Origin of the sequence: Lentzea alba (assembly GCF_011067745.1) — a bacterium.
Taxonomy (GTDB): domain Bacteria; phylum Actinomycetota; class Actinomycetes; order Mycobacteriales; family Pseudonocardiaceae; genus Lentzea; species Lentzea alba.
Map to the genome: position 1 here is coordinate 135,512 of NZ_JAAMPJ010000016.1, position 11,962 is coordinate 147,473.

The 11,962-nt window shown below is 68.3% G+C and carries 13 protein-coding genes; 6 read left to right on the plus strand and 7 right to left on the minus strand.

Going from position 1 to position 11,962, the window contains the following annotated elements; all coding sequences use genetic code 11:
• Window positions 1-27: 27 nt before the first annotated feature.
• Window positions 28-1,293 (minus strand): Gfo/Idh/MocA family oxidoreductase, encoded by a 1,266-nt coding sequence (locus G7043_RS42075; protein WP_166054323.1) that lies wholly within the window; start codon window positions 1,291-1,293, stop codon window positions 28-30.
• A 166-nt stretch (window positions 1,294-1,459) separates the two neighbouring features.
• On the opposite strand from G7043_RS42075, the gene G7043_RS42080 reads away from it, so the two are divergent.
• Both G7043_RS42080 and G7043_RS42085 read left to right on the plus strand, forming a co-directional pair.
• Window positions 1,460-2,362: a nucleoside hydrolase gene (locus tag G7043_RS42080; protein WP_166054324.1), complete on the plus strand. Its 903-nt coding sequence runs from the start codon at window positions 1,460-1,462 to the stop codon at window positions 2,360-2,362.
• A 55-nt stretch (window positions 2,363-2,417) separates the two neighbouring features.
• Window positions 2,418-2,927 (plus strand): hypothetical protein, encoded by a 510-nt coding sequence (locus G7043_RS42085; RefSeq protein ID WP_166054325.1) that lies wholly within the window; start codon window positions 2,418-2,420, stop codon window positions 2,925-2,927.
• A 59-nt stretch (window positions 2,928-2,986) separates the two neighbouring features.
• Here the strand turns inward: G7043_RS42085 and G7043_RS42090 are convergent, their stop codons facing one another.
• Together G7043_RS42090 and G7043_RS42095 are read right to left on the minus strand one after the other, a co-directional pair.
• Entirely contained in the window at window positions 2,987-4,453 is a 1,467-nt protein-coding gene (locus G7043_RS42090) for a hypothetical protein (protein ID WP_166054326.1), read from the minus strand.
• Window positions 4,454-4,683: 230 nt separating this feature from the next.
• Window positions 4,684-5,196 (minus strand): GNAT family N-acetyltransferase, encoded by a 513-nt coding sequence (locus tag G7043_RS42095; protein WP_166054327.1) that lies wholly within the window; start codon window positions 5,194-5,196, stop codon window positions 4,684-4,686.
• 76 nt (window positions 5,197-5,272) lie between these two features.
• Between G7043_RS42095 and G7043_RS42100 the strand changes: the two genes are divergently transcribed.
• Complete coding sequence (locus tag G7043_RS42100) at window positions 5,273-5,719, plus strand: winged helix-turn-helix transcriptional regulator (RefSeq protein ID WP_166054328.1); 447 nt, start codon at window positions 5,273-5,275, stop codon at window positions 5,717-5,719.
• Here the strand turns inward: G7043_RS42100 and G7043_RS42105 are convergent.
• Window positions 5,706-6,617, minus strand: coding sequence for an Lrp/AsnC family transcriptional regulator (locus G7043_RS42105; RefSeq protein ID WP_313888351.1), 912 nt, complete (start codon window positions 6,615-6,617; stop codon window positions 5,706-5,708). The two genes, G7043_RS42100 and G7043_RS42105, sit on opposite strands and share 14 nt — an antisense overlap.
• Window positions 6,618-6,701: 84 nt before the next feature.
• On the opposite strand from G7043_RS42105, the gene G7043_RS42110 reads away from it, so the two are divergent.
• Entirely contained in the window at window positions 6,702-7,316 is a 615-nt protein-coding gene (locus tag G7043_RS42110) for a class I SAM-dependent methyltransferase (RefSeq protein WP_166054330.1), read from the plus strand.
• On the opposite strand, the gene G7043_RS42115 is transcribed toward G7043_RS42110, so the two are convergent.
• Entirely contained in the window at window positions 7,273-7,875 is a 603-nt protein-coding gene (locus G7043_RS42115; RefSeq protein ID WP_313888352.1) for a TetR/AcrR family transcriptional regulator, read from the minus strand. The genes G7043_RS42110 and G7043_RS42115 overlap by 44 nt on opposite strands.
• 63 nt (window positions 7,876-7,938) lie before the next feature.
• On the opposite strand from G7043_RS42115, the gene G7043_RS42120 reads away from it, so the two are divergent.
• Together G7043_RS42120 and G7043_RS42125 are read left to right on the plus strand one after the other, a co-directional pair.
• A complete protein-coding gene (locus tag G7043_RS42120; protein WP_207312448.1) occupies window positions 7,939-8,412 on the plus strand; it encodes a DUF1453 domain-containing protein in 474 nt (157 codons plus the stop codon).
• Window positions 8,399-9,616: an aminotransferase class V-fold PLP-dependent enzyme gene (locus G7043_RS42125; protein WP_166054331.1), complete on the plus strand. Its 1,218-nt coding sequence runs from the start codon at window positions 8,399-8,401 to the stop codon at window positions 9,614-9,616. The genes G7043_RS42120 and G7043_RS42125 overlap by 14 nt, the downstream gene beginning before the upstream one ends.
• On the opposite strand, the gene G7043_RS42130 is transcribed toward G7043_RS42125, so the two are convergent.
• Both G7043_RS42130 and G7043_RS42135 read right to left on the minus strand, forming a co-directional pair.
• Complete coding sequence (locus tag G7043_RS42130; RefSeq protein WP_166054332.1) at window positions 9,606-10,661, minus strand: Hsp70 family protein; 1,056 nt, start codon at window positions 10,659-10,661, stop codon at window positions 9,606-9,608. The genes G7043_RS42125 and G7043_RS42130 overlap by 11 nt on opposite strands.
• Before the next feature lie 64 nt (window positions 10,662-10,725).
• On the minus strand, window positions 10,726-11,883 hold the full coding sequence (locus G7043_RS42135; protein WP_166054334.1) for a glycosyltransferase: 1,158 nt from the start codon (window positions 11,881-11,883) through the stop codon (window positions 10,726-10,728).
• Window positions 11,884-11,962: the final 79 nt, after the last annotated feature.

Below are 11,962 nucleotides of genomic sequence, written 5' to 3' on the forward strand. Positions count from 1 at the left end.
ATCTTGTGCGCTTCCACTGGTCTCCCCTCATCTGAGGTCGATGACGTCGGCGACGCGGACCGGTTCCCCGGTCTCGAAGCTGCGGTTGGCGGCGAAACCAGTCAGCAGCGAGAGCGTGCCGTCGTAGTGCGTTGCCTTGCGTCCCAACGGGTCTTCCTGCCCGGGAGGCCCGTACAGCGCGTCCACCATGCGTTGGTCGGCGCCACCGTGACCGTTCCGGTCGTACTCCAGCGGGATCTCCTCCCGTTGTTCGAACAGGCGCTGCACGGACAGCGTCGCCCGCCCCTCCTCCGGGTTGGCGTTCACGCCGTGCACCGCCGGGTTCTGGCTCGACACCCAGGAGTTCTCGACGACTTCGAGTTCGAGACGCCCCTTGCTGCCGTTGACCATCAGCCGATAGCCCTCCCACGGCGAGTACGCCGTGAGGTGGTACGTGAGGTTCGCACCGCTGGCGTAGCGGACGAGCACCGACATGTCGTCCTCAATGGACACGCCGGGTTCGAACGGGTTCTGGTCGCGGCGGTAGCCGTCCTCGTGCTGCGCGTCGAGGTAGAGCTTCCTGAGCCAGTCGTTCTGCTCCAGCTTCATCTCGAACCGGTCGTCGTCGGAGTACCCGTGACGCTTGCCGTTTTCCTCGCCGTAGAAGAACAAACGGCCGTGCGCGTACACGGTTTCCGGCACCGAGCCGACCCACCAGTTCAGCAGGTCGAAGTGGTGGGTCGCCTTGTGCACCATGAGACCGCCGGAGTTGGCCTTGTCGCGGTGCCAGCGGCGGAAGTAGTCGGCGCCGTGCCGGGTGTCGAGCAGCCACTCGAAGTGCACGGATCCGATCTCGCCGACCGCGCCGTCCGCCAGCAGTGCGCGGACCTTCTCGTGGATCGGGTTGTAGCGGTAGTTGAACGTGACGGTGACGTTGCCGTCGTTGCGGTGCACCGCGTCCAGGATCTTGCCCGCCGACGGGACGTCCGTCGTCATCGGCTTTTCCGTCACGACGTCGCGACCGGCGTCCAGTGCCTCGACGATGTACATGTCGTGAAAGCGGTCGACAGTGGTCACCACCACCACGTCGACCTGCTGCTCGTCGAGCATCTTGAGGAAGTCTTCGGCGTCGTACGTGGGGACCGGCTCGACCCCCAGCTCAGCGAGCCGGTCGTTGTGGACGTTCATCCGGGTGCGGTTCACGTCAGCGAACGCGACGAGTTGGCAGGTGTCGGCGTGTTCGACCGCGATGGCGTGGATGTGCCGCTCAGCCCGTGACCCGGTGCCGACCACGGCATAGCGCTTGCGGGCCATCAGAACCTCCCGGTAAACGGTTTCCTCACGCTAGCCGCACCAGCCCTGACCTCGTCAAGAGTTCGCGAAAACCTTTTCGGCTGTTTCAGTATCTTGAACGAGTAACTTGCACATCACGGGCTTGCCCCAAGTGCGCCGGGGCGCCTGCCAGGGCCACGATTGACCGATGATCCCAGCAGTCCTCGACTGCGACCCCGGCCACGACGACGCGATCGCGATCTTGCTGGCCGCCGGCTCGCCCGAGATCGACCTCCGCGCGATCACGACCGTCGCCGCGAACCAGACGCTCGACAAGGTCACGCTAAACGCACAACGGATCTGCTCGGCCGCCGGAATTTCGGTGCCGATCGCGCGTGGGTGCGCACGGCCGTTGGTGCGACCTTTGTACGTGGCGGAGGACATCCACGGCGAGTCCGGAATGGACGGACCGGCGTTCGGCTCGATCACGGTAGACGTGGTCGAGGACCACGCGATCGACGTGATACACCGGAACATGCCGGCGACGTTGGTCGCGACCGGAGCGTTGACGAACGTGGCCGCCTATCTGACCCGATACGGGACTTCAGCCGTGCGCGAGATCGTGCTCATGGGCGGGTCCACCGAGCGCGGCAACACCACGCCGTACGCGGAGTTCAACATCTACGTCGATCCGGAGGCCGCCGCGATCGTCTTCGGCAGCGGCGTGCCGATCACGATGATCGGGTTGAACGTGACGCACCAGGCACTGGTGACGCCGGGAATCGTGGCTCAGTTGAACGAACTGGGGTCGCTCGGACGCATCTGCGGGGACCTGATGACGTTCTTCGCGGCGACCTACCGCGAGGTGTTCGGGTTCGAAGCGCCGCCGTTGCACGACCCGGTGGCGGTGGCGCGGGTGATCGATCCGACGCTGGTGACGTGCGTCGAGGCGTTCGTCGGGATCGAGACCACGGGGACGTTCACGCGCGGCGCGACGGTCGTGGACCTGCACGGCAGGCTGGGACGGCCGCCGAACGCCCAGGTCGCCGTGGGGCTGGACGTGGACCGGTTCTTCGACCTGGTCGTGGACGCCGTGCGCCGTCTCTCGTAACAGCGTTGACCGGCTGGCGATGATAGGCCCGAGGGGCAATTCCTCGGGGGGAACCATGACCAGTCCAGGTTTCGATCCGCAGCAGCCTGCGGACGCCGCGGCGCAGCCGGAGACCCCGTCGGCCGCACCGGAGTTCGAGGTGTACACGCCTCCGGCGTCCACGCCGGAGCCACCGCCGGTCGCGCCGGCGCAGGTCCAGCCGAAGCCGAAGAGGACCGGCTTGGTCGTGCTCGCGATCTTCACCGTGCTGCAGTTCGGCACGGCGGCCACGTTCGGCACGCTCTTCTTCCTGGAGAAGGCGCGCTCTGCCGACCTCTCGAAGCAGATCGAGACCAAGGATCGCGAGGCCGCGGACCTCACGAAGAAGGCCAAGGACAGCGAGGACGACGCGCTGCGGGCGTCGGACGCGCAGAAGAAGGCAGAGGCCGCGCAGAAGAAAGCCGAGGCGGAGGCGGCGACGTCCCAGCAGTGCCGTGACGCGGCACGTGCGCTGAGGTCGGCCGCCATCACGAACGACGAGGCCAAGGGCCAGACCGCGGCACTCGACGTCTTCACGCACTGCTGATCAGGCGAAAGAACGGGGCGGCGACTCGAGTGAGTCGCCGCCCCGTTTTCGTTTTCAGGTCAGCTGATCCCGCGGTCGCTGAGCAGCGCCCACTGGCTCCAGCCCGCCTTCTCCTTGTAGAAGCGGCGGATCAGCTTGCCGTCGTCGGTGCGGGCGAAGACCTCGACGGTCTTCGTCTGCGCGTGGTACATCGCGGTCGGCGCCTCGGACACCTTGGTGGTGCCGAGCTTCGCCCACGAGGTCCAGCCGCTGTCGGTCGCGCGCGAGTGCTCGACGATGCCGCCCTCACCGAGCTGCACGACGTCGATCGAGCCGGTCGTCGAGTTGAACACCGCCGACGGCGCGCCGGTGCCCTTGCCACCGAGCGACTTCCAGACGCCGGCCGCGTACTGCTCGACGCTGCCGGTGGCGGTGCGGACGAAGATCTGGTCGACGGCGACGCTCGGGTCGCTGACGATCTTCGTCTCGCCCTGGTCCTGCCAGGCGGTGCCGTCCCACTTGACGAGCTTGTCGTCGGCGGAACGCGCGTAGAGGTCCTTGTCCGCGACGGCCGGGTCGCCCTGGATCTTGCGGTCGCCCACCGGCGCCCACTTGTCCGTGAAGCCGAGCAGCACGCCGTCCACGCCGCGGGCGAACACCTCGACGGCCTTGGTCTTGTCGTTCCACCTCAGCACCGGGCTGCCCGCGACGGCCGTGTCGCCGACCGCGAGCCACTTGCCGTCGACGCGGCGGTAGATCTTGCCGTCCGTGCCGCGCGCGAACACCTCGACGATCTTCGTCTCCGGGTTCATCAGCGCGACCGGGTCACTCGCGAAGATCTCGGCCCCGAGCTGCTGCCAGCCGTTCCAGCGGCTCGTCTTGTGGAAGTTCGTGATGATCGTGCCGTCCGCGGCGCGCGCGTAGACCTCCAGCTGCTGCTGGCCGGTGTTGGAGATCTGCGGGCCGGAGCTGACGACCGGCTTGTCCGTGACCGGGGTGTCGCTGGTCGTGGTGCCACCGGCCTCGACGAGGCCGTTGTAGCGCAGCGGCACGTACCGCTTGGCCGTGCTCGCGCTCCAGACGCGCTGCACCGGCCGGCTGCCGTCCGGTCCGGCCTGCTCGCGCACGATCGGCCGCGTCTTGGCGGCGTCCGCCCAGCCGATGAACAGCGCGACGTGGTTCTCGCGGTCGTTGAGCGCGTCACCGGGACGCAGGTCCGCCCAGTCGATGCGGTGCGCGACCTGCTCGAGGATGTGGGTCGTGTAGGAGATGCGCAGGCCCCAGGCCATCGAGACGAAGCCGGAGCAGTCGGTGCGGTAGGCGCCGTACTTGTTGCCGAAGCAGTCGCTCTGGCTGTACGGCACACGGGCGCTGATCCACGTGCGCGAGCGCGCCAGGATCTCCGTGCGCGTGATCTTGGAGTTGGCCTCGTACGTTCCGCAGACCACCCCGCCCTCGGCAGCAGCGACCGCGACGTCTGGCATCGCCAGCGTCGAGCCGAACGTGATCGCCGCCGCGGCGACCGCCAACATCCCCCACGACTTCATGCCGGTCACCGTAGCAAGCCGAGGTGAAGTTTTGGTCCGGTCGAACGGACCGAGTTCTGCCTCAGCGCCCAGTCGGGTGACGATCTTGAACTCGCGGTGCAGGACTGGTCGCCCGGGGTGTACGTCAGCCGCCGACGCCGGCCAGGCGGTCAACCGTGAACGGCCGGCCGAACCCGCGGGCAGCGAACTCCGCCCGCGCGGGCGGTGTCGCCCTCCTCCGCGGCCGGCCCTCAAAGCCCCTGAAGGCTCGCCACGAGATCGGCGTCCGTGATCTCGGCGGTCACCCACGCCAGCGGGTAGCTCAGCTGGATCGTGTCGATCTCCCTGGTGAGGCGCACGCCGGGCAACACCTTGCGCACCAACGCGAGCATGCCCTCGTTGTCCGGCAGCACGTCGCCGTGCAGGGTCGCGATGTCCATCCTGGCGGCCACCGCGGTCAGCTCCTCCAGCAACCGGCGCCCGACACCACGGCGTTGCCACAGGTCGATCACGGCCACGGCGATCTCGGCCCCGCACTCGCCGGTCTTGATCAACCGTGCGATGCCGACCGGGTCGCCGCCGATCCGGGCACACACGGCCGCGTGCCGTTCGCCGTCCACGTCGACCAGCACTCGCCGGGCCGAGGCGGTCAGCCGTGGCGTCGGCGAGTGAAACCGCAGGTAGCGGCTTCGGGCGGACAGTCCCGCGAACACCGCGTCGACGGCTTCCGGCGCGGTGTCGCGGTTGAGCTCGGTGACGCGCATGAGGATCGACTCCCTGAGTTCGGAATCCGAACTGTAGCTGAGTTCGAAAATCGAACGCAAGGGATATCCTGGGTTCATGTCGTACGCGAGTTTCGCCAGCATGCCCTGCACGCTGAGCCGTCCTGCAGCGTTGCTGGGCGAGCGCTGGACGCTGCTCCTGCTCCGCCAGATCTTCCTGGGGACCCGTCGGTTCGAGGACTTCCAGTCCGCGATGGAGATCTCGCGCAGCGTGCTGACCGACCGGCTCAACGTGCTGCTGCAGGAAGGCGTGCTCAAGCGTGTGCCTTATCAGCACGATGGGCGCACACGGCACGAGTACCGACTCACGGAGAAAGGCCGCGACCTCTACCCGGTGCTCATGGCGCTGCGCACGTGGGGTGAGAGGTGGATGGCTCCCGAGGAGGAGGACGAGTCGTTCCACCTGCACCACCGTGACTGCGGCGGTGGCGTGCGCGCGAAGGTCGAATGCACTGAGTGCGGCGCCGAACTGACCGCGCGCGATGTCAAGGTCACGACCGTTTGAGCGTGCGCAGAACTGGAGCCGTTTCCAGCTCCGCCAGACCGTCGAGCATTCCGATGCACTCGGTCTGATAGCGGTAGAGATCGCCACTGCTGCGACAGGCGACGCTGGCGACCAGGTTCGCCGGACCCGTTGTGGCAGCGGCGAAGTACACCTCGGGGTGGGTGGCCAGGGCCGCGCCGGCCTGCGCGAGATGCCGGGGCTGAACGCGCATCCAGAGCCTGGCCTGGGTGTGGAAGCCGAACTGGGCCGGATCGGCGTCCAGCTGCAACTCCAGGACGCCGGTGCGCCTGAGGTGCTCGACGCGCCGGCGGGCGGTCGTCTCGGACGTGCCTGCTGTCGTTGCCAGTTCGGCGAAACTGGCGCGACCGTCGATGGTGAGAGCGGCGATCAGCGCGTCGTCCAGGCCGGTGAGCCCGGTTGGCGGTTCAGGCTCGAACTCCGGTTTCAGGGCCGCGGCTTCGTCGTCGGTCAGACAGGCGACGCCGCGCCAGGTGCCCGGCGAGGCGAAGCCGCGGAGGATGTTGTGCGCGCTCACGTCCACCAACCGCCTGGGCAGGCGGTCCAGCAGCAGTTCGTCGGGACTTTCCACCTGTTGCAGGCAGGAGATCTCGGTACCGCCGGACATCAGGTGCACCCAGAACGTGTCCGATCGGTTGGCGAGCGCCTGCGCCAGCACCGGCCCGGCGTCCGGGGTGCAGCGCAGCCGCAGCGTCCAGGCGTGGTGGCCGAGCCGGAAGCGGTTGAGCGCACCCTTCACCCTGACGCCGCGCTCCTTGAGCCGTTGGTAACGGCGGGCGGCGGTGTGTTCTGACGTCCCGAGCACCTCGGCGATCTTCGCGAACGGGGCGCGGCCGTCGATCTGCAGGGCGTGGGCCAGCCTCTGGTCGATGGATTCCACCGATCGAGGGTAGTTGCTGCCGGATTCCACCGCATTTCCGTTCATCGCTGATGGATCGGAGCCGGGTCCGCCAGGCTGGGTGACATGGTTGATTTCGAGGAGTTCTACCGGGGTGGCGAACTGGTCGAGGGGATGCCGCACGCCGGCGTGCCCTGGGACATCGGTGCGCCGCAACCGGTCGTCGTGGACTGGGAAGCCGCCGGCCGGTTCCGCGGCCACGTGCTGGACGCGGGTTGCGGGACGGGCGACAACGCGGTCTTCCTGGCGTCGCGCGGATTCCGGGTGACGGCGGTCGACATCGCGCCCACCGCGATCGAGACGGCTCGCACCCGAGGTGACGGCGTCGACTGGGTCGTGGGCGACTCGGCGGCGTTCACCGGGCAGTTCGACACGGTGCTGGCGAGCGCGTTGATCCACTGCGTGCCGCCGGACCAACGTCCCGGGCTGGCCGCCGCCCTGCGGAACGCGGCCGTTGACGGCGCGCTGCTGAACCTCACCTCGCTCGCGGTCGAGGAAAGCCCGTTCGACGTGACGGAAACCGAACTGCGCACCGCCCTGGAAGAAGGCGGCTGGGAGATCACCAAGTTCGGCCGAGACGTCATCTCGCTGACCGGTGTCTACGACATGCCCGAACTGCCGGTGTGGGTCGTGGAAGCTACCGCAGCGAGTCGAGGTGGCGGCGCAGCAACGACACCGTGAGGTCCGGCGTCATCCGGTCCGGGTGCAGCACGCCGTCGACGGTGAGGCCGTTCAGCAGCGACGACAGCCGTTCGGTCTCCAGCGCGATGTCGAGATCGGCCGCCACGGTGCCGGCCTCGGACATCACGGTCAGCGCCCGGCGACACAGCGCGCGCAGGCCGTCGTAGAGCCGTTCGGCGTGCGGGCGCAGCGAGGGACGGGTCCTGGCGGCGGTCACGAAGGCGAGCCACAGCACGGCTTCGTCGCGCCGGCGGTCGTCGAGCGGGAGGACCTCGGACAGCACGCGTTCGGCCGGGCGGCGGAGGTCCGTGCGGTCCGCGAGCGACTGCACGTGGTCCATGACGCGCTGGTCGATCGACGCGATCAACGCCTCGACCGCGAAGATGATCATGTCGTCGTGGCTGTCGAAGTAGTGCCGGATCGAGCCGATGGCAAGACCCGCCTCCACCGCCACGTTGCGCAGCGAGGCCTGCTCGACGCCGTCCCGCACGACCACGCGGAACACCGCCTCCGCGACGGCTTGGCGACGGGCGACGGGATCGACGACTCGGGGTGACACCTCCCTTTTGTAGCATGACCCTGCTAGTTTAAGTAGCATGGTCATGCTACTAAGGGGGATGCCATGACATATGCGCTGATCGCGGCCGGTGTGCTGTACGTACTCGTGCGCCGGTTCAGGGGTGAGCCGCTCAACGCCAGAGACCTGCTGGCGCCGCCGGCGTTCCTGCTGTTCTTCGGCATCCGCGCGGTGGACGAGTTCCACCTGAGCTACCTGCTCCCGCTCGCCGCCGGGTTCGCGTTCGGGGCTTTCCGGGGCATGACGATCAAGCTGTTCGAGCGCGGCGGGCACCTGTGGCAGCGCTACACGCCGTGGACGTTGGTCGTGTGGGTGACGTCGCTCGGCGCGAGCCTCGGGCTGGGGATGCTCGTCGGCGGGCACGCGCCGACGCAGCTGTCGATCGGCGTGAGCATGCTCGGCGAGTTGTTCACCATCGGGGCCAAGGCGCTGAACACCGGAATCCCTTTTGCCCCGGACAACGAACAGCTGTCCAACAACGCCCGCGAGCGGTTCTATGGACGGCATGGATCGTCGTGACTTCCTCGTGGGGACCGGACTCATCGCCGTCACGCCGACCGCCGCGTCGGCAGCGCAGGGAGTGGACTGGGGTGCCGTGCGCCGCGAGTTCCGGCTGGACCCGACGCTGATCAACCTGGGGCTGTTCTACCTCGCGTCGAACCCGCGTGAGGTGCGCACGGCCGTTGAGAACTTCAAGCGCAAACTCGACGCCAACTCGCACGAGCTGATGTTCGAACGAGAACAGGAGGTCGCCGTCGCGCTCGGGCAGTACATCGGCGGCAACCCCGGTGACATCGCGTTCGTGCCGAACACGACCGTCGGGCTCTCGATCGTCTACGGCGGTCTGCGACTCCGGCCGGACCAGGAACTGCTGCTCAGCGACCAGGACCACGGATGGCACCGGCAGGCCGCGCAACTGGCGGCGCAACGGGTCGGCGCGAACGTCAGGATCGGCACGCTCTACGAGAACTCGGCGAAGGTCACCGAGGACGAGGTCGCCACGAGGCTGCGGAACTCGATCACACCGCAGACCCGCGCCGTCGGCATCACCTGGGTGCAGTCGAGCACGGGTGTGAGGATGCCCGTACGGGCGTGTGCGGCCGTTGTCGCCGAGGCGAACAACGGCCGTAAGCAAGAAGACCGCTGTCTGCTCGTTGTCGACGGTGTGCACGGACTGGCCGCCGTCGACGACGACGCGGCTCGCATGGGTGCGGACGTGGTGGTGGCGGGCACGCACAAGTGGTTGTTCGGACCACGCGGTACCGGCATGGTGTGGGTGAATCCCCAGGTGAGCGACCAGATCATGCCGTTGCTGCCGAGCCTGAGCAACCGCAGCGAAACGGCGTTGCTCGGGCCAGGCGGCTTCCACGCGTTCGAGCACTTCTACGCGGTGAAGGCGGCCGTCGAGTTCCACCAGCGCCTCGGCCGCAACCGGGTCGCGGCCCGGATCACCGAGCTGGCGACGAGTTTCAAGGACGGGCTCGCCGCGATGCCCGGCGTCGTCATCCACACACCACGTGATCCGCGGATGTCCGCGGGCATGGTGTGCTTCGACGTCACCGGGCACAGCGGTGACGAGGTCGTGGCACGGCTGGCCCAGAAGCGCATCCAGATCACCACGGCGGCGTACCGGATCCCGTACGCGCGGATCGGCACCGCGATCCTCAACACGCCGAGCGAGATCGACCGGACGCTGAAGGAGATCCGCGCGTTCATCCGTTGATGCGGGGCAGTTCCGCCGTGCTGGGCGGCTTGAACACGACGCTGGTGGTCTCCACCTGCACCTTCGGCCGGTTCATGGCCTCGTGCGCGGCCCAGCCGCCGCCGAGGACGAGCACGAGCAGTCCGGCGGCGATGAACGGCGTGGTCGGAATCCTCCGCCTCGACTGCTCCTCCTCACGCGGCGCCGGCAGGAAGACCGTCGGTTCCTCGGACGGTTCGGGTTCCAGTTGCTCGGCTTCGAGCAGCGCGCCCATCGCGGCCGCGCCGTCCGGTGCCCTCATCACCGGGATGTGCAGCCGCTCCACGATCTCCTTGACCACCAACGGAATCCGCGCCGACCCGCCGACGAGCAGGATGACGTCGGGCTCGCACAGACCCGCGGTTGCGACGACGCGTTCGAGTGCGTCGACGACGAGCTCCACCGACGGCCGGATGATCGACTCGAACTCCAGCCGGCTGAGCCTGATCTCGCGGACCTCGGCGTCGACCACCACCGGAATGCGCACCTCGGGATAGCTGCCGAGCAGTTCCTTCGCCTCGACGCAGCTGCGCACGAGCTCGGGGCTGTGCGTCCGGATCTTCGCGATCACGTGTTCCGCGACCAGGTCGTCGAGGTCGAACCCGCCGATCTCGACCCGTTCCGGCTGCCCGGCCAGCAGGAACACGCTTTGTTTGCGCAGCAACGTGATGTCGCAACCGGTGGCACCGAAGTCGAACACCGCGACCGTGCTGTGTTCGGGCATCTGCGCGTTGTCGTCGAACGCGATGGCGGCGGCGTGTGGCGCCGGCACGAACAACACGTCCGCACGCCCCTCGTCGATCAGGTCCTTGCGGAACTGTTCGAGATACTCGTGCGGCCAGCTCAACGAGTGCGTCATCGCGACCCGGCTCGGCGGCTCCCCGTACCGGTCCGCGAGGTCGTCGAGGACGTTCGCGATCTCCCTGGCCGTGGCGTGCTGACGGCGTTCACGGGTGGTCGTGACACCACGGCCGGTGGCGACCGTGGTGCCTGCGGATCCGAGATCGAGCCCAACCTGATACGACATCGCGGGTCTCCCTCATGCGCGGACACCCACAACACGTACGTCTCAGATGGCTCGGTTCACCTGGTTACAACGTCATCAGCCGTTTCGCCGCAACCAGCGCACCGTCCGTGCGCACCTGCGTGCCCACCTTGGCGGCCTGGTCGGCGAGTTGCAGCGCCTCCGCGAGGACTTCGGTGGTCACGGCCTTCGCCGACCGGCCGATGTTCAGGCGTTCGACCTGGTTGCCCCAGTAGTACTGGTCGTACATGTGGGGCAGCACGATCTGGGGTGTGCCCGCCGCGGCAGCAGTCGTGGTGGTGCCGGCGCCACCGTGGTGCACGACCGCGGCGGCGCGGCGGAACAGCGCCTGCTGGTTCACCTCGCCGATCGCGAGACAGTCCGCGGCGTCGTCCGTGAGCCGCAGATCGGCCCATCCGCGTTGCAGGACAACGCGTTTGCCCAACGCGCGAGCGGCCTCGACGGCGTGATCCACCGCGTCCTGAGCTCCCCGCATGCTGCCCAGGCCGAAGTAGATCGGCGGTTCGCCGGCCGCGAGGAACGCCTCCAGTTCCGGGGCGAGCGGGCGTTGGTCGTCGGTCAGCCAGGCGCCGGTCTGGACGAGGTCGCCGGGGCCGGGCCACGGCCCCAGCACCGGATCCGCGGCGAGCCACGGAGCGTCGCCGAAGATGTGGTCGCGGACGTCGTCGATCGGGCCGAGGCCGAGCTTGGCCCGTTCGGCGTTGATCGCGGCGCGCGAACTCCCGAACAAGTGGCGTTGCTGGTCCCACTGCGCGAGGTTTTCCTCGGGCGTTCCGTTCACCGGAACGCGGCCCAACATCGCGGGCGGCGCGTGGTGCGGTGACGGCAACGTGTTCGCGCAGAAGCTCGCGTACACGTAGTGCGCGTTGATGCTTTCCGCGATCGAACGCGTGGCGTGCTGCAGCGCACCGCCTGCCACCAGCACGTCCGCTCCCCGCGCGGCCTGGCCGACGACCCGGAACTGCTCGCGCACCGACTCCTCGGCGAGCCTGCCCAGGTCCTCGGGCTTCAGCTTGACGGCGGTGACGGTGCGCAGGTGCGGACCGACCGGCGTGAAGTCGAGGCCGTTGCCCGTCACGAGGTCCTCGAAGTCCGGCGGCGCAACGACTTTCACGTCGTTGCCCAGCGCCCGCAGCCGCACCGCCAGTGCGGTGACGGGCTGCGCCTCTCCCCGCGAACCGATCGTGGACACCAGAAACCGCATCGTGAATCCCCTCGAATCCGCTGGTGAGGCCACGAATTCTGAGGGTCACCCCTGGTCTTGCGGCAAGTCCCCCCGTCGG